Source organism: Dyella koreensis (assembly GCF_044904565.1).
Taxonomy (GTDB): domain Bacteria; phylum Pseudomonadota; class Gammaproteobacteria; order Xanthomonadales; family Rhodanobacteraceae; genus Dyella_D; species Dyella_D koreensis.
In genome coordinates, this window is sequence record NZ_JADIKD010000012.1 from 1,332,527 (window position 1) to 1,353,872 (window position 21,346).

The window sequence follows — 21,346 nt, forward strand, 5'->3', positions numbered from 1 at the left end:
TGCCCGTCACGGCCTTCTTGGACGCATCCGGGCGGGCGGTCTTGCCCTCACCGGCGCGTTTATCCTTGTTTTTTTTGATCACTTATCAGCCTTGATAGAGGTGCCGCGGCTGCCTGGCCCCGGCACGATGAAAATTCGATGAAAGAATAGTTGACAACTCTTAGCTCCATGCCTAATCTACGCGGCTCACGCAGATCGCTTAGCGACGCGCGACACCTGCCCAGGTGGCGGAATTGGTAGACGCACTAGTTTCAGGTACTAGCGGGTAAAACCGTGGAGGTTCGAGTCCTCTCCTGGGCACCAATTGTAGACGAAGCCCGCCGCAAGGCGGGCTTCTTCGTTTCCGGGTCCGATGGAATCGCTTCGTCATGGCGTTCCGCGAGTCGCCTGTGTGATCCCTGGACTCAGGGTGTCTCCTCCCAGCACTTTCACGATCAGGTTGATCGCCTCGTCGTTGCGATAGACCCGGTGCCCCGATACCACCGTCGTCGTCGATATCGCGCCAGGCAGGAAAGCGCTCTCCAGCGGCACGATGCCGTCGCCGGGCACCGCCTCACCGGGCAAGCTGCCAGCGATGGTGTAGTAGCGCACACCACTCACAGGCATCAGCGAGGAAGCGGCGCGGCTCACCGGCTGCTCCATGCTCAGCGTGCTGATGCTGCTCAGGCCGTGCTCCCGAAAGTTCGCCAGCAATTCCGGCCGGAAGCTTTCGGGATTGGCCTTGAGCACACGAGCAATCGCATCGAGTTCCGTGCCATGCGGCCTGACCAGATGCTGCGCCAGACGCCCGATGAAATCCACCGCGACCGGACTGCCATGATGCGGCGTGGCGAGGAAGAATGCGGTGTCCACGCCGGGATACGGCGTAAAGCGCATCATGTGATCGAGTATCGCCAGATCGTCCGCATTGCCACGCAATTGCTTGGGTGGAATCGTGAGCGCAGCCTGCCATAGCGTGTCTCCGCTATCGACGGTGAGCAGGCGCGCGATCATCCCGCCCATGCTGTGCCCGACCAGCACTATGCGTTTTCGCGCGGTGTCGTGTCCGGCGGGGTCGAGTTCCGCCCAAGCACGATCCAGAAATCCCTGCACGCGCAGCCGCGAAATCAGCACTGGCTCGTCGGTCGGGTAAATCACATGCCACACCTGATAGCGCGCCCGCAGCGTGGGCGTGCCCTGGATGCGATTGGTCAGGCGCGCCCAGATCAACGGACTCGCCGCCAGCCCGTGCAGCATCACAATCGGGATCTTGTGCGGGTCATAGTCCTCCAACAGATACAGCCCCTGACGCAGCCCGATGTCCTGCCCGCCAATCAACCCGCGTATCGCCAGTTGCTTGAGTTGCGTGGTGCTGGCCAGGGCGGCATAGGGCGCTGTGGTGTCGACCGACAGAATGTAATCGCGCGCGCCAATGCGCTCGGTGGGATGTGCCAACGGATCGGCGAAAACCAGGTGCGGGGAGACCTCGTCGGCACGCCATTCAATCCAGGCGACAGCCGTGCGAGTCACGCCTTCAAGCGGAAACAGCTGACAGCGCGGAGCCCCTTTGCAGCGCGGCGTGCCAGCAACCATCGCTACGCCAAAGCCACTGGTGGCGAAACGCTGACCGAACAGCAAGGTCGATATCGGCACTTCATCGGCGCGAACGAAGGTTGGCGGACCGCTCAGGGCTGGCGACAGTTCGCGCAGTTCAACCGCCAGCGCGTCGCCGGCCAGATCCAGGGTCTTTGCGGTCCAGCGTGGCTCTTCTGTCGACAGCACATAGTCCAGCACTTTGCCGGTGCATTGCGTGTCGAGCGATGCGGCCTCATCGGCCTGATCGCCATTCGCCGCCACCCGGTAAGCCGTCGCCGCGCAGCGCAGCCAGGCGCGCGCGGCGCGCTCACGATCCGGAATATGCAGTGCTTCGGTCACCCGCGCCCGCGCTTGCGCCAGCGTCGGTTCGTGAATGCCTGCTTCCGCTGGCGGCCGTACTGCATGGCAAGCGGCCAGAGCCAACGCCATCACGCACCCCAGCAGCCGGTATGCCATCGCCTTGGCCGATATCGCCGCCAAGCGCGTTTCAGTCACATGCATTTCGACACACCACATGCCGATACCTCACTCACATGACGCACGACCGGAAGCGACCGGGTGCCCGTTCGCATTCCGGTCGCGGGAATATCGCTCCGCCCTGCCGCGCGACGTTCACACCGCCACCATCTTCCTGCTACGCGATGCCTTCTTCGGCGCTGCCGTCCTGGCTCGTGTCGCCTTGGCGCCCTGAGCGGCCAGGCGCCGCCGATCCAGCCGCCGCTCTTCGCGGAAAGCATCCGCATAGTCCTTCAGTTCCGCCTGCAATTTCGCCCCGCTCTTCAGCTCGCCCTTGCTGATGCTCTTGATCATCCGCTGCATCAACTCGTAGTCGTGATAATCGCGGTAAGGCTTGAGGTCGAGATCCGCAGGCACCTTGGTCAACCGTTCGTCGCCCACCGACTTGACGTACTTCTGCATGAAGCGGTCGTAGGCTGCCCAGGTGACGCGCTCGGCATTCACGGCCGCCTCTTCCGCGCGCGTCGCGATCTGATGCGCGTGCAGGTAGTGCAGGCCAAGCTGATCGATCAACGTCTTCTCCACCTCTTCATGCAGGATCAGGAACCGATCCACTTCCACCTTGCGCCCACGGAACATGAAGCTCTTCGGCAGGTGCCGGTCGATGTAGATGGTCTTGCCATCCTTGCTGTAGCCAGCAAGGTAGGGAATGTCGTGGTTGCGATCGAATTTCTTTACCCGGCGCAGGATGGCGTCCAGCGCACGATCCAGCATCAGCGCCGAAACGTACCAGTCGGGAACTTTCAGCTTGGTGTGCGGCGCATGCGGATGACAGGTGTTCGACGGCATGAACGACATCTCCTGAGTAATGGGAACATCGGACGCCCGCCGCTTGACCGTACTCAGACCGCAGGCGGACCTTTCAGCTCGATCATGTTGCCTTGTGGATCGTACAGATATAGCGAAGGCCCTTCGCCTTCGGCACCGTAGCGCGAACCTACCTCGCCCACCCGTGCGCCATGCGCTTCCAGATGGGCGCGGATGGCGGCCTCGTCATAGCCCTCCACGCTAAGGCAGAGATGGTCCATGTTGTGGCCTTCCTTGCCGGGCGCAGCACCACCCATCCGACCGAGCTTGCTGTTGATGGCGACCAGGTCGATCAGGGAGGCGCCAGCACGCAGCTGCACCAGGCCGATCTCGTCCTGCCGGCGCTCCTCGGTGCAGCCGAGCACATCGCAATAAAAGGCCTGCATGGCGGCCGTGTCGTGGACGCGCAGGACAATGTGGTCCAGTCGCGAAAGTCGGAAAGGGGGGCGGGTCATGGCTGAGGTCCATCGGCTATGGAGGAAATGCCGACACGCTACGCCGCCCGCATGGCGGAGGGAAATGGATGCTTTCTATCGTGGGGATAGGCGGGCGGGAGTTCTTAGCCCCTCCCCCTGCTTGCAGGGGGAGGCTGGGAGGGGGTGAACCCTTGAGAAAACCTCTCCCGGAACGCTTTCTCAAGTACTCACCCCTCCCCAACCCTCCCCTGCGAGCAGGGGAGGGAGCAAGGGCGTCTCACACCAGCACGAGTGGTCTCCCCTACCCGGGAAAACTGTCGCCTCAGGTCGTATAATTAGTCACTTGGCATGGTGGGAGAAGCGGACACCGTCCGCTGCCGAAGGCGCAACGCCCGTAATCGCTCAGGCTCCCATACCACCACGCCTGGAACACTCTGGAGAGACCGGTTAGATCCGGCGCCGAAGGTGCACGAAGCGAGCTCACCCGCTTCCAAACTCTCAGGCAAAAGGACAGAGGGGCGCCCCACGTGCGGCACGCACGTCAGGCCTTTACCGGCCATTTTTGGACGCCCCTTGCCATGAGCCAGAACACCACTCCCTCGTTGCGCGACCTTGAGCATCACCACGCCTTCATCGAGCGCCACATCGGCCCGAACGACGCCGAGATCGCGCAGATGCTGCGCGTCATCGGCCACGGCTCGCTGGAAGCGATGACCGACGCCATCGTGCCCGGCTCGATCAAGTCCGGCGCGCCGCTGGCCCTGCCCACCGCCATCACGGAAGTGGAAGCGCTGGCGAAGATCCGCGCCATCGCCAACAAGAACAAGGTGTTCAAGAATTTCATCGGCCAGGGTTACTACGGCACCCACACGCCGAACGTCATCCTGCGCAACATCCTGGAGAACCCGGCGTGGTACACGGCCTATACGCCGTACCAGGCGGAGATCTCGCAGGGCCGCATGGAGGCGCTGATCAACTTCCAGACCATGGTGGCTGACCTCACCGGGATGGATATCTCCAACGCCTCGCTGCTCGACGAAGCCACCGCCGCCGGCGAAGCGATGACGCTGGCCAAGCGCTCGGCCAAGTCCAAGAGCAATGTGTTCTTCGTCGCCGATGACGTGCACCCGCAGACGCTGGAAGTGCTGCATACCCGTGCCGACGGCGTGGGCATCGAACTGCATATCGGCCCGGCCGCTGAAGCCGTCACCGTCGACAGCTTCGGTGTGCTGCTGCAGTACCCCAACACCTATGGCCAGATCCACGATTACAAGGCTGTGGCCGATGCCGTGCACGCGCGCGGCGGCCTGGTTTCGGTCGCCACCGACCTGCTCGCGCTCACGCTGATCGCCTCGCCGGGCTCGTGGGGCGCGGATATCGTGATCGGCAACAGCCAGCGTTTCGGCGTGCCGTTCGGTTTCGGTGGCCCGCACGCGGCCTACCTCGCCTGCCGCGACGCCTTCAAGCGCTCCATGCCGGGCCGCCTGATCGGCGTGTCGGTGGATGCGGAAGGCAAGCCGGCCTACCGCCTTACCTTGCAGACGCGCGAGCAGCACATCCGCCGCGAGAAAGCCACCTCCAACATCTGTACCGCACAGGTGCTGCTGGCCGTGATGGCAAGCATGTACGCCGTGTACCACGGTCCGGAAGGTCTTGCCCGCATCGCGCGCCGCACGCATCGCCTCGCTTCCATTCTTGCCTCGTCGCTGCGTCAGGCCGGTCACACCGTGGGTCCGGACTTCTTCGACACGCTGCACGTGACCAACGTCGATGCCGACGCCATCCGCGCCAAGGCCGAAGCCACTGGCATCAACCTGCGCCAGATCCACGGCCAGAGCGTGGGCATCAGCCTCGATGAAACCACTACGCGCGCCGACGTCATCGCGCTCGCCACACTGTTCGGCGCCGATATCGGCGACATCGACGAACTGGATGCCGCCACCGCCGACGCACTGCCCGCCAGCCTGCGCCGCCAGGGCGAGTTCCTCACCCATCCGGTGTTCAACACGCATCACAGCGAACACGAGCTGCTGCGCTACATGCGCTCGCTGGCCGACAAGGATCTGGCGATGGATCGCACTATGATCCCGCTGGGCTCCTGCACCATGAAGCTCAACGCCACTGCCGAGATGATCCCGGTGACCTGGCCGGAGTTCGGCAACATCCATCCGCTGGCGCCCACCGATCAGACACGTGGTTATAAGCAGCTGATCGACGAGCTGGAAGCCATGCTGGTGGAGTGCACCGGCTACGACGCCGTGAGCCTGCAGCCGAACTCCGGCGCGCAGGGCGAATACGCCGGCCTGCTGGCGATCCGTGCGTACCACCGCTCGCGCAACGAAGGCCATCGCGACATCTGCCTCATCCCCGAGTCCGCTCACGGCACCAACCCGGCCTCCGCGCAGATGTGCGGCATGACCGTGGTCGTTACCAAGTGCGACAGCAACGGCAACGTGGACGTGGAAGACATCCGCCGCGCCGCCGAGAAGTACAGCGACCGCCTCGCCGCGCTGATGATCACCTACCCGTCCACGCATGGCGTGTTCGAGGAAGACATCGTCGCCATCTGCGACATCGTGCATAAACACGGCGGCCAAGTGTACACCGACGGCGCCAACATGAATGCGCTGGTCGGCGTCGCCAAGCCGGGCAAGTGGGGTTCGGACGTCTCGCACCTCAACCTGCACAAGACCTTCTGCATTCCGCACGGCGGCGGCGGCCCGGGCGTGGGCCCGTGCGCGGTGAAGTCGCATCTCGCTCCGTTCCTGCCCAAAACTTATGTCGGCATCCATGCCGATAATGCGGCCCTGGATGGCCGCTCTGCTGGAGGCATGGTGTCCGCAGCACCGTTCGGCAGCGCCAGCATCCTGCCGATCAGCTGGATGTACATCACCCTGATGGGCCAGCAGGGTCTGCGCAAAGCCACCCAGGTCGCGCTGCTCAACGCCAACTACATCGCCAAGCGCCTGGCGCCGCATTACGAGACGCTCTATACCGGCCGCAACGGGCTGGTGGCGCATGAGTGCATCCTTGACCTGCGTCCGCTCAAGGACAGCACCGGCATCAGCGCCGAGGACGTGGCCAAGCGCCTTATCGACTTCGGCTTCCATGCACCGACCTTGAGCTTCCCGGTGGCCGGCACGCTGATGGTCGAACCGACCGAAAGCGAATCGATGCACGAGCTGGATCGCTTCATCGACGCCATGATCCAGATCCGCGACGAAATCCGCGCCGTCGAAAACGGCAGTCTCGACCGCGAGGACAACCCGCTCAAGCACGCGCCGCATACCGCCACCATGGTCACCGGCACCGAGTGGACCCACGCCTACCCTCGCGAACTGGCCGCCTTCCCGCTGCCCAGCCTCAAGCTGCAGAAGTACTGGTCGCCGGTGGCACGCGTGGATAACGTCTATGGCGACAAGAACGTGATGTGCGCGTGCATTCCGATCGATGCGTACAAGGAAGAGGCTGAGGCGTAAGCCCCTCCGCTTTTGATCACGAACAAAAAGCCCCGCCTCGGCGGGGCTTTTTTTGCGCCCAGCTAGGCCAGACGGCAGGGTGCCCTCCGGGCATTGCCCGGTGATGCCAGACACTGTTCTCATGCCGCAATCGCTCTACCGTGTCAGCCCATCGCATTCCCTACCGGAGTCGGCCATGCAGCCTGTCGTTGCCCGCTCGTTCGCTCTCGCCACGCTTCTGCTGTTCTCGCCCTTGGCTGCACATGCGCAGGAAAAAGCCGCCAACGAGCAAGGCACGTTCGTGCTGTACAAGTTCGCCAAGGCGATCGGCAAGGAAACTTATTCGCTCACCAACGAGAAAGGCCAGCTGACGCTTCGCTCGGACTTCAAGTTCAATGATCGCGGCACCGACGTGCCACTGAAAACCGTCTATACGGCTACCGACATCCTTCACCCGGTGTCGCTGAAGACGGAGGGACGATCCTCGCGACACTCACCGATGAATGACACGTTCTCGATCGACGCAAAGCGCCAACGCGTCGCCTTGGTGCGCGACGGCAAGACGACCGACTATCCCGCCACCGCCGATACGTTTCTGGTCGACGGCTATTCGCCCGTCGCCATGCAACAGATGCTGATGCGCTTCTGGATCGCTCGCGGCAAGCCCGCTGAGATCGTCGCCCCACCCGACGCCAACATCCATATCAAACCCGGCAGCGATCTCACCATCACCGCCAATGGCCACCCCGTGGTCTTGCATAGCTACGTGATCAACGGCCTGATCTGGGGCGCCGAAACCGTGTGGCTGGATGACAACCAGAAACTCGCCGCGGTGGTGACGACGGATGCCGAGTTCGATCACTTCGAAGCCGTTCGCGAGGAGTACGAAGCCTCGCTCACACCATTCATCCAGCAAGCCGTTAGCAACAATCTGACGGCGCTCGCACTACTGACGGAAGCAGCAAAACACCCCGCCGCAAAACGGCTGATCATCCACAACGTCACGCTGATCGATGGCACAGGAGCTGCACCGCGCCCTGTTGGCGCCGTCTACGTGGAGGACGGCCGGATCACCCGCATTTTCGCTCCAGGTTTCCTGCCTAAACCCCCGAAGGAATCCGATGTTATCGACGGCACCGGCAAATACCTGATCCCCGGCCTATGGGACATGCACGCCCATTACGAGCAGGTGGAATGGGGTCCCATCTATCTCGCCGCCGGCGTCACCACCGTGCGCGACTGCGGCAACGAGTTCGACTTCATCACCACCGTTCGGGATGCCGTGCAATCCGGACGTGGCATCGGCCCGCGCCTGCTGATCGCCGGCCTCGTCGACGGCACCGGCCCCATCACGCTGGGTGCCGTCACGGCCGATACGCCAGAGCAGGCACGTGAAGTGGTTCGACGCTACAAGAACGCGGGCGCTGTGCAGATCAAGATCTACAGCAGCATGAAGCCCGAACTGGTACCGGTGATCGCCGACGAGGCCCACAAACTCGGCCTGACCGTAACCGGCCACGTCCCCGAAGGCATGACCACCGCACAGGCCGTCACCGCCGGCTACGATGGCATCAATCACATCCATTTCGTCGCCCGCGACCTGCTGCACATGCAGCGCGGCAAGCCGATGCCACCGCTCGACTTCAGCACACCGGACGCCCAGAAACAGCTGGCACTGTTCAAGGAACATCACACCGTATTCGACGACACCATTGTGCTGTTCGAAGCGCTCTCACGTCCCGCCAGCACGCCGCTTTCAACACTCGAACCCGGCGTCGACCACATCCCCCTGTCGATGGCGGCAACCTGGAACGCCACCGGCGCCCCGGCGGACAAGGCCGAGGAGTTCGGCAAGCGCTACCAGTACATGCTCGCCACCCTGCGCGAACTGCATAAGCAAGGCCTGCCCATGGTCGCGGGCACCGACCAGTCGATCCCCGGCTACTCACTGCATCGCGAACTCGAAATCTACGTGCAGGCCGGCTTCACCCCGATGGAGGCTTTGCAGGCGGCAACCATCGTTCCCGCACGCGCGCTCAAGCTGGACAAGGAACTGGGCACGCTGGAAGTCGGCAAGCGCGCCGACATGCTGCTGCTGGATGCCAACCCCCTGGCGGATATCAGCAACACTCGCCGCATCGCCAAAACGATCAGCGGCGGCACGGTCTACGACCCGGCACCGCTGTGGCAGTCGGTGGGCTTCAAGCCCTGACTCGGCTCACCAGGCACGGATACTTGTGCGCAAAGCCCCGTTCCGGCGGGGCTTTTTGTTGTACGCGGCGCGGCAGAAAGTGCCCTCGACTGGCTGAACGACCGGCCTGCCCCCGTGAAATCCGCATCAAATGGGCATTCCCCAGTGGGCACGACCATTGCATTCCCCTGCCCGGATCACCCGGGCCCCGACCTTTGCGGCCGCCGACCCGTCACAGACATCACCATAAGCGACACCAGGCAGCCGAGGGGACACTCATGCCGTCGACGCAGATGCTGGACAACGCCAAGGCCATCCTGGCCCAGGCGGACGAAAAGCTGGAAAAGCTTCGCCGTATCGAACCCTACCTGATCGATCTCTCGCTCCGCGAAAACCCGGTGGGCTCGCGCATCGGCCAGACCCTGCAGGACAAGCTCGCCATCCTGCCCCGCCTGCGCGAGTTCGGCTTCAAGCACATTTCGCTGGGCACACTCGACTACGCCATGCCCGACGAGCTAGAAGTCGACGACGACTTCATGCAGCACCTGCGCGACCGCTCCATCGACATGACGGGCTGCTACGCCTTCACCGCCATCGGCCTGCAATCCACGGACGGCCATTTCACGCCCGACCCATCGCAACTCAAGCTCAAGGCGTACGGCGTGCCCAACACCGTGCACGAGATCTACCTGAGCAAAGAGGGCATGGCTGATCTCTACGATCTGGAAACCCTGCGCCGCAGTCTGCCGGCCAGCATCCAGTGGCTGCACGACAACATCCGCGGCGACCAAGGCGCGCCGCCGCGCATCCTGATCAACATCGTCGACGGCTGCGACGCCTTCGCCGAATCGCCTGAGACAGTGTGCTCGATGCTGGAGCTGCTGACGGAACTGCCTATCGAAGGCGTGTCCATCGAAGACGACCGCGGCACTTTCCTACCCTTCCAGGTCGGCGCTTACGTCGCGGTGCTCCGCAGCTTCCTGCCACCGCCGCTCAAGGTACTGGTCCATATTCACTCGGGCGCCGGTTTCGAGAATGCCTCGGTGATCGAAGCGCTGCTCAACGGCGCCGACGGCATCTGGGGTGGGCTGCCCAAGCGCGCCGCGATCATTGGCCATGCCTCGGTCGGTGAGTTGATCGCCAATCTGGTGCGCCTCGGCAATCCGCATATGAAGCGCTACAACCTGCACCAACTGCATCCGCTCGCCACCAGTTTGCAAGTGCTCGATGACGCACACGCGGTATCCGATGACCTGCCCGTCTTCGGCCGCAACGCATACCGGCTTACGCTCGGCGCGTTCGAGCAAAAGAAAAACCGCTTCATGGATCTCGCGCCGGAAACCATCGGCGGCCGCTACGGCTACCGCGTCTGCCCCGTCATCAGCGATCCCGGTGTCATCGCCGGACGCCTCGCCGAAGTGACCGGGCGACCGATAGACGATTTCCCTCTGCACGTCACGCGCCGGATGGTCCGCCTGATGCGGCGCGATCTCCGCTCCGGCCGGCGCATCGCTTACGACGAACCCATGCAGCTGCTCGAGCTGTACGCCCGCGCCTCGGCTCCCGACACCGCCGAGCCCGCTATCGACGAGGCCACCGCCGATGCTTGACCGCGTATACAAGATGGAACCCGACGATGATGCGGTCTACAAAACCCTGCTTGAATCCACCCGCGCGATTCCGTGGAAGATCGACTGGAAGACCCTGAAGTTCGCCTACATCGGCCCACAGATCGAAGCCCTGCTCGGCTGGGCACCCAGCAGTTGGGTAAGCGTGGACGACTGGGCCGAACGCATGCATCCCGAAGACCGCGCCTGGGCCGTGGATTTCTGCGTGGCCCAATCGAAAGCCGGCGTGGACCACGAAGCCGACTACCGCGCCATGACCAAGAGCGGCCAGTACGTATGGATCCGCGATGTGGTGCACGTGGTGCGCAACGAAGACGGCAGCGTCGATTCACTGATCGGCTTCATGTTCGACATCAGCGAACGCAAGCGCACCGAAGCGAAACTGCTCGACATGCAACGCGAGCTGGAGGAACTCTCCTTCAAAGACGGCCTCACCGGCGTCGCCAACCGCCGCCGCTTCGACGCCATCCTCCATCAGGAGTGGAACCACTCGCGCCGCACCAAGCTTCCGCTGTCGTTGCTGATGCTCGATATCGACTACTTCAAGCAATACAACGACTGCTACGGCCACCTGCAAGGCGACCAGTGCCTGAAACAAGTCGCCGCCATCCTCAGCACCACCATCACCCGCCCCCGCGACTTCATGGCCCGCTTCGGCGGTGAAGAATTCGTCCTCGTCCTCCCCGAAACCGACGAAGACGGCGCCAGGCAAATGGCCGAACGCTGCCGCGACCTGATCGCCAAAGCACAAATCCCCCACGCCCGCTCCGAAATCGGCTCCGTACTCACCGTCAGCCTCGGCGTCGGCACCACCGTACCGGGGAAGACCGACGAACCGCTGATGTTTATCGAAGCGGTGGATCAGTTGCTCTATCAGGCGAAGCAGCGAGGGCGGAGCAGGATTGTGACGAGTGGTTGAAGTGCAACCGTAAAGTTCGCCAGTTCTCCGCAATCTCAAATAGCCACGCTCTACCGAGCACCCACCCCTCACCCCAACCCTCTCCCCGGAGGGGAGAGGGAGCTGTGCGCCTTTTCTTTGCTGGGCGATGCGAAGCGAGCCCGTAACCGGGCCCCCTGTGGAGCGGTGAGGGTTGGACGATCAGGCCCCGAAGGGGGCGGCGGCATGGATGCCGACGCCTTTTCGACAGGACAAGGATGTCCTGTCGAAAAGCCCGGCCAACCCTCACGAACCCGCAGGCGTAGCCGGAGGGCGCGTAAGAGGGGTGCCCTCTCTTTTGGTTACTTTTCTCTGGGCAAGCAGAGAAAAGTAACTCGGCTCGCGGCAGCGAGACGAAACCCCGCCGCAGGCGGACCAGAACACACAGACGCTAAAACCAAGCGGCAACGCCACTGGATGACCAGCTTCGCTGTTGTGAAGCGCCTCCGGCCTACGCCGGAATGACGAAGTAGGAGGGAATGTCACAAGACTGAACCCCCTCTCCCTCTTCCAAAGGGAGGGGGAGCAAAAGCGAGAGCGCCGCACAAGCGCGACGCCCCCTTTCATCACGCCCCGTGCGACTTCAACCAAGCATCAATCGCTGGCAACCGCTCATCCCGCACCTTGATCCGATACTCGATGTTAGCCACCGCCGTATCCGCATCACGACGCGAACCCTCAGCAACATACTTCTCCGCGAACGCCTTCACCTTGCCCACCATCGCCGGGTCCAGCGAACGACTGGCCAACGCCGGGTAGTAACGACTGCTCGCGCTGGAATCGACCTTCTTGTCGACCTCCGCCTTGTGCGCCACGGCGAAATCGAACGCCATTTCAGGATGCTGTCCGGACACCGCGCCAATCATGCTGCTGCTATTGGTCGCGCCCGGCTCATCCGTCATCGCCAGATCCAGCGCGCGCTGCGCCAGTGCCTTGTCGCGCGGCATCGACAGCAACGTGTACAACTGGTCCTTCACTAGCGGCGTCTTCTCAGCCTTGGCCATCGCGTGCAAGCGATCCCACGTCGCCGCATCGGCATTCTTCGCCACGACACCGAGGATGGTGCGACGAAGCGCTGCCGGCATGGCCTTCGGATCCTTGTCCTGCGCATCGAAGCGACGGCGCGCTTCCTTGATCACGGCTGGATCGCCGAGACCACCCAGCGTGCCGATCAACTGCGTGCGCAGGATCTTCACCGGATCGGCCTCGCCTTCCTTCGGCTCCCAGCCCACGCGCGCGAACACCGGCGACAGCTTGGCGATGGCGAATTTACGGAAGGCTGCCTGGCGCGCGTCGTCGCCCTGGTAATAGTTGTCGAGCCCGCTCAGATCGCCGGCGATGTCACCCCAGATCTGCGGATCGGCATCCGCCGGCGTGGCTTGCACCAGATCGAGGAAATCCGAAGACGGACGCAGGCCGGCCATGCCCAGTGCCCAGGTGTCGCCCAGGGTGCCGAGCTGATCGATCGGCTGCAGCTTGCCGAAGTTGTCCTTCAGCGCGGTGAACTGTGCCGGGGCGTACAGCGTGCGGTAGTAACCGCTCTGCCCCGCATTGACCACCACCGGGCCGCAACCGGGCACGTCGAGGGTAGCCTTGCCACCGCTGACCAGCGTGCGTGCGGGGGCGCCGCCAAGCGTCTGCGCGATCACCGGCACGCGCCACGACAGCGGCTTCTTGTCTGGACGGTCGCGGGTGAATTCGCCCTGGCTCAGCTGCAGTGTGGTCTTGCCGGCGTTACAGGTGGCCGACTCCACTTTGATCATCGGGATGCCGGGCTGCAGGGTGAAGTCGTGCGCGATATCGCTGATGGGTTTCTTGGAAGCTGTCTCCACCGCATGCCACAGATCGTCCGACACCGTGTTGCCGTAGGCGTGCTGCTTCATATACAGGCGCACGCCATCGCGCCACGCGTCGGAGCCGACATAGCCTTCCAGCATGCCGATCACCGCCTGGCCCTTCGAATAGGTGATGGCGTCGAAGGCCTGGCTGGCCTGCTCCACCGTCTCCACGTGCTGCACGATGGGATGCGTGGTGGCGATCGCGTCGCGGCTCATCGCGCCTTCGCGCACATCGACCTGCTCCAGCTTGGTGTTCCATTCCGGATGCAGCTTCTCGGTGGTGCGGGCTTCCATCCACGACGCGAAGCCTTCGTTGAGCCACAGATCGTCCCACCAGCGCATGGTCACCAGGTCACCGAACCACTGGTGCGCCATCTCGTGCGCCTGGATCGAAAACACCGACTGCTTGTCGGCTTGAGTAGAGATGGTGGGATCAAGCAACAGCGCGTATTCGAAGGTGTAGATCGCGCCCCAGTTTTCCATGGCGCCAAAGAACTGGCTGCGGCCCGGCGAAGCAATATTGTCCAGCTTGGGCAGCGGATACGGCGTACCGAAGTAATCGTTGTACTCGTTCAAGATGGTCTTGGCCGAATCCAATGCGAAATTGGCCTGTGAGAGCATGCCTTTCTGCGTGACCACACCCACTTCGGTCTTGCCCGCCATCGCAGTGGCGCGATCGAAATCGCCCAGGCCGAAGAACAGCAGATAGGTGGACATCTTCGGTGACGACTGGAATTCGACCTTGGTCAGGCCGTTGCCCGCGTCGGTCTTCTTCGCCACCGGCATGTTGCTTATCGCCATCTCCGCCGACGGCACGATGGCGTCAAGGGTGAAGGTGGCCTTGTAGTTGGGTTCGTCCCACGACGGGATGAAACGGCGCGCGTCGGAGTTCTCGAACTGCGTATACAGCGCGCGCTTCTTGCCGGCCTTGGTGTCGTAGTCGATCGCGAACAGGCCATTGGCCTGGGTGCCGATCTTGCCGGTGTAGTCCATCGCCAGCTTGTAGCTGCCTTTGGCGAGCGGCTTGTCGAAGGTGAAGGTGGCCGTCTGCTTCTCCGCATCCACACTCACTTTCGGCGCGGACAGCGCCTTGCCATTGGCGGGCGTGAGCGTGACCGAGGAAAAGCTCATGTCCAGCGCGTTAAGGGTGATGCTGCTGGTGGGCTCCAGCACGTCGACGCTCACCGTCACCTTGCCGTCGAAGCTGAGCGATTCCGCATGCGGCGTCACCGACACGTCGTAGTGCGTGGGCCGTACGCTGCGCGGCAGCTGGGTGGTGGCCTGCTGCGCGGCGGCGACGTGCTTGGCCGGCACCGCCGCCACGGCGCTCATGGAGGCGCCCGCCAGCGCCAGGACGATCGCGGAAACCAGTGTGCAACGGCGCATGTCAGCCCCTTAAAAATGTTGACCGGGAAAAACCGGGAAATCCCCTGAAGACGGCGACCGGCGCAAAGACTCCCTCCTTGCCCGTACCGCCATCCCCGATGGTGGACGCCGGAGCCGGTCGACGACACGGCCCGGAAGTCATGTAGGAGCGCACCCTGTGCGCGATGCTCTGTGTCGCATCGCGGCAAGAGCATCGCGCACAGGGTGCGCTCCTACGGGATCTCCTTGCCGAGAGCCACCAGCGCGGCCACCGCCGCATTCCGCTGGTCCTTGCCCCAAGGCGCACCAGCGCCACGGCCTAGCGTGCCGACCTGCTGCGTCATGCGCGCCGTCGATATCCCCAGGCGCAGGCACGCATCCTCCTCGAGCGATTTCTCAGCGATGGCCACCACCGGCAAGCCGCACGCCTCTGCGGCCTCACAGAGCACTCGCGGAAACAGCACGCCCTCTGCCTTGTGCATGCGGATATGCACGGCGAGGATCTCGGCCGTGCTCCATGCGGGCATGGGCCCGGGCATCAAAACCGCGCAAGCGATGAGTTCATGTCCCGAGGCGCGGCAGTGCTCCACCACCTCGCGCATCCGCTGCAACGTAGTGCGCTGCACTGCGTCGACCGCGCGCTTCACCAGAACATCGGCTTCGCCATGGGCCGCGGCGTGATACGGGTGCTTCTCCCAGTCGGCACCTTCCTCCACAAGGGTGATCCGTTGCCGATCGACCAGCACCGGACCCTCGCCGATCACTATCAGCACGGCCCAGCCGGAGTGCGTCTTCCAACCCAGAGCGACTTTCATGCCGGCCACCCTTTTTGCCGCCTTATGGCGGCTTCGCATGCTGTGACATTAAGCGCGTTTTGGGCGACGCAATAAATTGCCGTGGGAAAACGATTACTGATGAAACCACTCTTGACGCGGTTTTGATTTATTCGCAATCAAGGTAAAGCGCGATTAATAACGCACACCGCAAGAACCGCGCAGCCAAGCCATCCGCCGCGGCAATGAAAATCGTTCATAAGCCCGCGCAATAGTCGCCTATTCGCAAGATGGCGACGCATGAAACTGCGCTCGTTCAAACACCTTAATTAGCCCCAAACGCAGCGTTTGGAAGTTCTAAATTTCCAATTGACCCGCTCCCCGAACCTCTCTATATCGTCGTCAATTCGTTGACCGGGGGAGCGGTTGACGAATGATCCCAGGGCGATACCACGCGGGCACACGTCGCCAATCGTCATTCACGCGCCAAGCAGTCAAGGACTGACCCAGGGGGCGGCGCCATGGATGTTCGGGGTCCGTGGGGAGCAACAAAGCATCGACCGGCACATCGTGCCGACATGTCTCTTGTGCATGGGGTCCACGCGGCCGCATCGGGCGCGCTTGTCCCTGAATTAACTCAACTGGGGAGTTACTCATGAAAGGTCGTTTGATCACCGTAGCAGCTGTTACGGCCCTGCTTACGCTGGCCGGCAGCGCAATTGCTACCGGCAGTGAAAGCAACAGCACTAGCAGCACCGCCTCGCAACAGGCGGGCAATCCCTACGCGCCGAACTATGGACACGCCTATCGCCATGGCGCCGTCCCAACGCGTGAGGCGCAACTCAAGATGAAGCAGTACGCCGCACTGCATACCGCGACCGCAGCGGCCACCGGCACCGAAACGCTCAGCTATGGCGGCGGTGTCGATGGCATTGGCGTCACCAGCGGCACACCCAAGGTGTACCTGGTGGTGTACGGCAGCCAGTGGGGTACGTCGGGTACCGACGCCAACGGCAACATGACCCTCACCGGCGATACCGTCGGCGCCGTCCCTTACCTGGAAAAGATGTTCAAGGGTGTGGGCACCGGTGGAGAACTGTGGTCGGGTGTGATGACGCAGTACTGCGATGGCCCGAGTGTCGCTTCCGGCGCCACCTCCTGTCCGGCGGGTGCACCGTTGGTCGGCTACCCCACCGGTGGCCCGTTCGCCGGCATCTGGTACGACAACTCCGTCGCCTCGCCGTCCAACGCAACCGCCGCTCAGCTGGCCCAGGAAGCCGTCAACGCCGCCGCACATTTCGGCAACACCACGGCCGCGTCGAACCGCTATGTGCAGTACGTGATCCTGTCGCCGACCGGTACGCATCCGGATGGTTTCAACACCACCAGCGGCCAGTTCTGCGCATGGCATGACTACAACGGCGACGCGGGTGTGAGTTCGCCGTATGGCGATATCGCCTTCACCAACATGCCTTACGTGTACGACATGGGCACCAGCTGCGGACAGAACTTTGTCAACAGCGGCACCGCCGGTAATGTCGATGGCTTCTCCATCGTCAATGGTCACGAGTACGCCGAAACCATCACCGACCAAAACCCGGCCGGCGGTTGGACCAACCATACCGGCTCCAGCTACAACGGCCAGGAAAACGCCGACGAATGCGCGTGGCTCAGCAGCGGCCAGGGCGCCAGCGCCAATGTGGTGATGGGCAATGGCACTTACGCGATGCAGAGCACCTGGTCCAACGACACCAATCGGTGCGACATCTCGCATCCGATCGTCAGCGGCGGCGGCGGTGGCGGCGGTACGCCCACAGCCAACTTCAGCTTCACCACCAGCGGTCTGACGGCCACCTTCACCGACAGCTCCACCGATAGCGGCGGCACCATTTCGTCGCACTCCTGGACCTTCGGCGACGGCGGCACCTCCACCGCGACCAACCCGAGCCACACCTATGCGGCCGGCGGTACCTACAGCGTGACCGAAACCGTCACTGACGGCGTCAGCGGCAAGAACAGCAGCAAGACCTCGTCGGTTACCGTGAGCAGTGGCGGTGGCGGCAGCCAGCTCATCGTCAACCCGGGCTTTGAAACCGGCGCGGCCACGCCCTGGTCGATGACCTCCGGCGTGCTGTGCAGCAACAGTGGCTGCAGCGGTGAAACCGCCCATGGTGGTACCTGGTTCGCATGGCTCGATGGTTATGGCAGCGCCCATACCGACACGGTCTCGCAGCAGGTTGCCATTCCGAGCGGCAAGACCTCGGCCACACTGACCTTCTACCTGCACATCGACACGGCGGAGACGACCACCACCACCGCCTACGACAAGCTCAACGTGCAAGTGCTCAACAGCAGCGGCACCGTGCTGAAGACGCTGGCGACCTATTCCAACCTCAACAAGGGAACGGGTTACACCCAGCGCAGCTTCGACCTGAGCGCCTATATCGGCCAGACCGTGACCATCAAGTTCACGGGCACCGAAGACAGCTCATTGCAGACCTCGTTCGTACTGGACGACGTCAACTTGAACGTGCAGTAAGAAGTGGGGGCACGGTGGGCTTTCAAGCTTGCCGGCCAGAACGGAAACGGGGCTGCGAAAGCAGCCCCGTTTCTCTTTTACCTTCGTCGTCGGCGTCGTTTCACTTCGCAGCAGGCAACGCGACCTGATGGCGAACCAGGAACCCTCCGACAAACTCGGCCACCTCATCCGGTGCATCGAGCGTAGCGAAATGCGTTGAGTCGAGGATATGCACCTCAGCCTGGGGCGCATCACGCAGATAGGCCTTTGCCCCCGGCGTCGTGAAGAACTGATCGCGCTGGCCCCACAGCACCAGCACCGGCACCTTCATCTTGCGCAGCGTGGCCTGCCATACGGGGTAGCGGCTTACATTCGTTCCGTAGTCGAACCAAAGATCATTACGCGCCTCGATCACACCCGGACGTTGTACCGCCGCAACCATCTGCAGCGAGGCGTCCAGACCGGCATGGTCTTCGTCTTCCCAACCCTCCGCCCGCGGATAGGTCAGCGACTTACTGTAGTTGGTGCGCCGCTGGTCGACAGCTGGATTGCGATTCGCCCAGTGACGCCGTAGCTCGCCGTTCGGATCCTGCGCTGAGGGAAAACCATCCAGGTGAATCACCCCGTTCTGCACGATGATGGCGGTGATGGCCTCCGGGTGCGCGCTGATCAGGCGAAAGCCCACCGGCACACCGTAGTCCTGCATGTACAGGCCATACCGGGAAATGCCGCGCGCCTTCAGGAAATCGGCCACGGTCTCCGCCACATGATCGAAGGTGTAGCGGTAAGTGTCGTGACTCGGCGCATCCGAGTAGCCAAAGGAGGGATAGTCCATCGCTATGACATGCACCCGCTGGTGCGCCACTAAGTCCTCCATGACCTTGGCGTACATGATGGAAGACAGCGGATAGCCATGCAGAAAGACCACGGTCGGATCGGCGGGGTTGCCTGCTTCACGGTAGAAGAGATGCAAGCCGTCCACCTCCTGCCAGCCTTCGCGGAGCGTGGCGGCCTGAGCCGTGGTTGCGGCGGTGCATGAGGCGAGCAAAGACAAGAGCAACGCAAACAGCTTCATGATCTCTCCGGCAAAATGTCAGACTTCGCATGGCCGTCGCGGCGATCGGCCCGGCCGCGAGTATTCGGTGACCCACGAACGCAGTGAAGTGATGATTTTTCACGGCAGCATGAATGCCGCTCAATCCACGGGATAACCGGATGCGCTACGTACTACCGCCCATGCACACCCTGCGCACCTTCGAGGCGCTCAGCCGGTTGCACAGCTTCGCCGGTGCCGCGGAAGAACTGCACCTGACCGCGAGCGCAGTCAGCCATCAGATCCGGGCGATCGAATCGTTCTACGCCAGCAAACTGTTCCAGCGGAACCGGCACGATGTGTCGCTTACGCCCGCGGGCGAAAAACTGCTGGAAGTGATCCAGGCATTTCTTCAGCAGCTGTCGTCGGTCAGCGAATCCCTGCGCAGCCAGGATGCGCGCCGCCTTGCCGTCACCGCCCCACCCTCGTTGGTGAGCCGCTGGCTGATGCCACGGCTGGGCGAATTTCTCCGCGAGCATCCGGAGATCGACTTCAAGCTCCACGCCACCACCACGCTGATCGATCTCGATGCCGAGCAGGCCGACTTCGCCATCCGCTACGGCGATGGCCACTGGCCTGGGCTGCGCAGCCAGAAGCTTTTCGACGAACAGATCTTCCCCGTCGCCTCGCCGCACTACATCACGCGAGCAAAGCTGCAGAAAGCATCGAAGCTCAAAGCCTGCGTCTTGCTGCGCGACGACTTTCAATCCTGGGAACGCTGGAGCGAGCAGACCGGCGAGAACCTGGATGCGGCCACATGGGGCTCTGTCTTCAACGACTCCGCCTTACTGCTTCAGGCCGCCGAAGCCGGTCATGGTGTGGCGTTGGGCCGGAGCGCGCTGATCGCCGACGCCATCGCGGCCGGCACCCTGAAGCGAATAGGCAAGCAAGCGATGACCGCACCGGGCGCGTATTACCTGGTGTCGCCCACCCGCCGCAGCGAATCCGCTCCGGCGACTGCGTTTCGAAACTGGCTGACGGAACAGGCCCGGTTATCGCCGGCATAGGCGACGCCGCCTGCAGAGACCGCCAGTGATTTCATTGACCATCGGCCTTGGTTGAAGCCAACTCGATCAGGACGACTTCTCTAGTGCGCGGAGAAGGTGACTCAATGGAGCCAGTGCGTCCTCGGGCCGTTGCGCGTACTGCGCTCGTACTATGGCGCCATCGATGGCCATGGCCACGGCTGCCGCGTTCGACTCGCGATCGTCCGACGGTGGCATGAGCTCCATGATTGCCTTCGTCATTGCTTGTTTGTGATCGCGCGATGTCGACACAAAACTCGGTACGCTCCCACCCAGTTCGACCACCGTATTGATAAACGCGCAGCCACGGAAATCGCTCTGAGCGAACCACTCCGAAAGCGTGGCCACAATGGCTTGAAGGCCGGCGCCCTTCTTCGCCGCATGCCGCTGCAAGGCGTCGACAAACCACGCCATCCAGCGTTCGTGCCGAACGTCGAGCACGGCCTGGACTAGCTGATGCTTGCTTGGAAAGTGGCGGTAGAAAGTCACCTTGGTCACACCGGCATCGGCAATGACCCGATCAATACCCGTCGCACGGATGCCCTCTTGATAGAAAAGGTCGTGAGCGGTTTGCAGGATCCGGTCCCTTGCTGGGAGAGGAGCTGGCTTGGGCGAGGCTTTGGATTTGGCAGGCATGCGGACATGGTAGACAACTCTGTCTACATGCGCTAGTTTTTCGATGTAGACAAACCTGTCTACGCTCACTCCCCTCTCCCCGCCGAGGTGCCTTATGGAAATTCGCCAGCCCGTTCCACCCTTTACCGCCGAAACCGCCGCGCAAAAAGTGCGATTGGCCGAGGACGCCTGGAACAGCCGCGACCCCGAGCGGGTGTCGCTGGCGTATTCGCCCGACACGCACTGGCGCAACCGCGCCGAATTCATCGACGGCCGCGAAGCCGCCAAAGCCTTTCTCGAACGCAAGTGGAATCGCGAGCTGGACTATCGGCTGATCAAAGAACTATGGACGCATGAAGGCCGTCGCATTGCGGTGCGGTTTGCGTACGAATGGCACGACGATGCCGGGCAGTGGTATCGCAGCTATGGCAACGAGAACTGGGAGTTCAACGATGCGGGGCTGATGACCCATCGCCACGCGTCCATCAACGACCGCCCCATCGCCGCATCGGAGCGCAAGTTTCACTGGCCTCACGGGCGCCGACCCGACGACCATCCGGGACTGAGCGCATTCGGGTTCTGAGAGGCACG

At 62.9% G+C, this 21,346-nt stretch carries 14 protein-coding genes, 1 tRNA gene and 1 riboswitch; of the genes, 8 read left to right on the forward strand and 7 right to left on the reverse strand.

Annotated elements, in window-relative coordinates; genetic code table 11:
* Nucleotides 1-218: 218 nt before the first annotated feature.
* Nucleotides 219-303: transfer RNA gene (locus tag ISS97_RS21075), tRNA-Leu, on the forward strand.
* 63 nt (nucleotides 304-366) lie between these two features.
* Here ISS97_RS21075 and ISS97_RS21080 read toward each other — a convergent pair.
* The 3 genes from ISS97_RS21080 to ISS97_RS21090 form a co-directional block, all read right to left on the reverse strand.
* Entirely contained in the window at nucleotides 367-2,070 is a 1,704-nt protein-coding gene (locus ISS97_RS21080) for an esterase/lipase family protein (RefSeq protein ID WP_379984214.1), read from the reverse strand.
* Between the two features lie 117 nt (nucleotides 2,071-2,187).
* A complete protein-coding gene (locus ISS97_RS21085) occupies nucleotides 2,188-2,880 on the reverse strand; it encodes a hypothetical protein (protein ID WP_379984213.1) in 693 nt (230 codons plus the stop codon).
* 53 nt (nucleotides 2,881-2,933) lie between these two features.
* Nucleotides 2,934-3,353, reverse strand: a complete 420-nt coding sequence (locus tag ISS97_RS21090; RefSeq protein ID WP_379984212.1) for a VOC family protein — start codon at nucleotides 3,351-3,353, stop codon at nucleotides 2,934-2,936.
* 385 nt (nucleotides 3,354-3,738) lie between these two features.
* A riboswitch (glycine riboswitch) is annotated at nucleotides 3,739-3,838 on the forward strand.
* 54 nt (nucleotides 3,839-3,892) lie between these two features.
* On the opposite strand from ISS97_RS21090, the gene gcvP reads away from it, so the two are divergent.
* The 4 genes from gcvP (at nucleotide 3,893) to ISS97_RS21110 (ending at nucleotide 11,510) form a co-directional block, all read left to right on the forward strand.
* The gene (gene gcvP / locus ISS97_RS21095) at nucleotides 3,893-6,793 is read left to right on the forward strand and encodes an aminomethyl-transferring glycine dehydrogenase (RefSeq protein WP_379984211.1); all 2,901 of its coding nucleotides are present in this window, start codon (nucleotides 3,893-3,895) and stop codon (nucleotides 6,791-6,793) included.
* Between the two features lie 175 nt (nucleotides 6,794-6,968).
* Nucleotides 6,969-8,984: an amidohydrolase family protein gene (locus tag ISS97_RS21100; protein WP_379984210.1), complete on the forward strand. Its 2,016-nt coding sequence runs from the start codon at nucleotides 6,969-6,971 to the stop codon at nucleotides 8,982-8,984.
* Nucleotides 8,985-9,241: 257 nt separating this feature from the next.
* Nucleotides 9,242-10,573, forward strand: a complete 1,332-nt coding sequence (locus ISS97_RS21105; protein ID WP_379984209.1) for a beta/alpha barrel domain-containing protein — start codon at nucleotides 9,242-9,244, stop codon at nucleotides 10,571-10,573.
* A complete protein-coding gene (locus ISS97_RS21110) occupies nucleotides 10,566-11,510 on the forward strand; it encodes a GGDEF domain-containing protein (RefSeq protein ID WP_379984208.1) in 945 nt (314 codons plus the stop codon). The genes ISS97_RS21105 and ISS97_RS21110 overlap by 8 nt, the downstream gene beginning before the upstream one ends.
* 584 nt (nucleotides 11,511-12,094) lie before the next feature.
* Here the strand turns inward: ISS97_RS21110 and ISS97_RS21115 are convergent.
* On the reverse strand, nucleotides 12,095-14,752 hold the full coding sequence (locus ISS97_RS21115) for a M1 family metallopeptidase (protein ID WP_379984207.1): 2,658 nt from the start codon (nucleotides 14,750-14,752) through the stop codon (nucleotides 12,095-12,097).
* A 212-nt stretch (nucleotides 14,753-14,964) separates the two neighbouring features.
* Nucleotides 14,965-15,546 carry a hypothetical protein gene (locus tag ISS97_RS21120; RefSeq protein ID WP_379984206.1) on the reverse strand — a complete coding sequence of 194 codons (582 nt, stop codon included), beginning with the start codon at nucleotides 15,544-15,546 and terminating at the stop codon, nucleotides 14,965-14,967.
* Nucleotides 15,547-16,159: 613 nt separating this feature from the next.
* On the opposite strand from ISS97_RS21120, the gene ISS97_RS21125 reads away from it, so the two are divergent.
* A complete protein-coding gene (locus ISS97_RS21125) occupies nucleotides 16,160-18,043 on the forward strand; it encodes a PKD domain-containing protein (protein ID WP_379984205.1) in 1,884 nt (627 codons plus the stop codon).
* A 100-nt stretch (nucleotides 18,044-18,143) separates the two neighbouring features.
* Here ISS97_RS21125 and ISS97_RS21130 read toward each other — a convergent pair whose 3' ends face one another.
* A complete protein-coding gene (locus tag ISS97_RS21130) occupies nucleotides 18,144-19,097 on the reverse strand; it encodes an alpha/beta fold hydrolase (protein ID WP_379984204.1) in 954 nt (317 codons plus the stop codon).
* Between the two features lie 140 nt (nucleotides 19,098-19,237).
* Between ISS97_RS21130 and ISS97_RS21135 the strand changes: the two genes are divergently transcribed.
* Complete coding sequence (locus ISS97_RS21135) at nucleotides 19,238-20,122, forward strand: LysR substrate-binding domain-containing protein (RefSeq protein WP_379984203.1); 885 nt, start codon at nucleotides 19,238-19,240, stop codon at nucleotides 20,120-20,122.
* 66 nt (nucleotides 20,123-20,188) lie between these two features.
* On the opposite strand, the gene ISS97_RS21140 is transcribed toward ISS97_RS21135, so the two are convergent.
* Nucleotides 20,189-20,845 carry a TetR/AcrR family transcriptional regulator gene (locus ISS97_RS21140; protein ID WP_379984202.1) on the reverse strand — a complete coding sequence of 219 codons (657 nt, stop codon included), beginning with the start codon at nucleotides 20,843-20,845 and terminating at the stop codon, nucleotides 20,189-20,191.
* A gap of 25 nt (nucleotides 20,846-20,870) precedes the next feature.
* Here ISS97_RS21140 and ISS97_RS21145 point away from each other — a divergent pair, with 25 nt between their 5' ends.
* Nucleotides 20,871-21,338, forward strand: a complete 468-nt coding sequence (locus ISS97_RS21145; RefSeq protein ID WP_379984201.1) for a nuclear transport factor 2 family protein — start codon at nucleotides 20,871-20,873, stop codon at nucleotides 21,336-21,338.
* Nucleotides 21,339-21,346: the final 8 nt, after the last annotated feature.

Bases quoted from the DNA above. Each gene is read 5' to 3' on its own strand.
- ISS97_RS21085 (WP_379984213.1), bottom strand. From the start codon at position 2,880: ATGCCGTCGAACACCTGTCATCCGCATGCGCCGCACACCAAGCTGAAA.
- ISS97_RS21090 (WP_379984212.1), bottom strand. From the start codon at position 3,353: ATGACCCGCCCCCCTTTCCGACTTTCGCGACTGGACCACATTGTCCTG.
- gcvP (WP_379984211.1), top strand. From the start codon at position 3,893: ATGAGCCAGAACACCACTCCCTCGTTGCGCGACCTTGAGCATCACCAC.
- ISS97_RS21100 (WP_379984210.1), top strand. From the start codon at position 6,969: ATGCAGCCTGTCGTTGCCCGCTCGTTCGCTCTCGCCACGCTTCTGCTG.
- ISS97_RS21105 (WP_379984209.1), top strand. From the start codon at position 9,242: ATGCCGTCGACGCAGATGCTGGACAACGCCAAGGCCATCCTGGCCCAG.
- ISS97_RS21110 (WP_379984208.1), top strand. From the start codon at position 10,566: ATGCTTGACCGCGTATACAAGATGGAACCCGACGATGATGCGGTCTAC.
- ISS97_RS21115 (WP_379984207.1), bottom strand. From the start codon at position 14,752: ATGCGCCGTTGCACACTGGTTTCCGCGATCGTCCTGGCGCTGGCGGGC.
- ISS97_RS21120 (WP_379984206.1), bottom strand. From the start codon at position 15,546: ATGAAAGTCGCTCTGGGTTGGAAGACGCACTCCGGCTGGGCCGTGCTG.
- ISS97_RS21125 (WP_379984205.1), top strand. From the start codon at position 16,160: ATGAAAGGTCGTTTGATCACCGTAGCAGCTGTTACGGCCCTGCTTACG.
- ISS97_RS21130 (WP_379984204.1), bottom strand. From the start codon at position 19,097: ATGAAGCTGTTTGCGTTGCTCTTGTCTTTGCTCGCCTCATGCACCGCC.
- ISS97_RS21135 (WP_379984203.1), top strand. From the start codon at position 19,238: ATGCGCTACGTACTACCGCCCATGCACACCCTGCGCACCTTCGAGGCG.
- ISS97_RS21145 (WP_379984201.1), top strand. From the start codon at position 20,871: ATGGAAATTCGCCAGCCCGTTCCACCCTTTACCGCCGAAACCGCCGCG.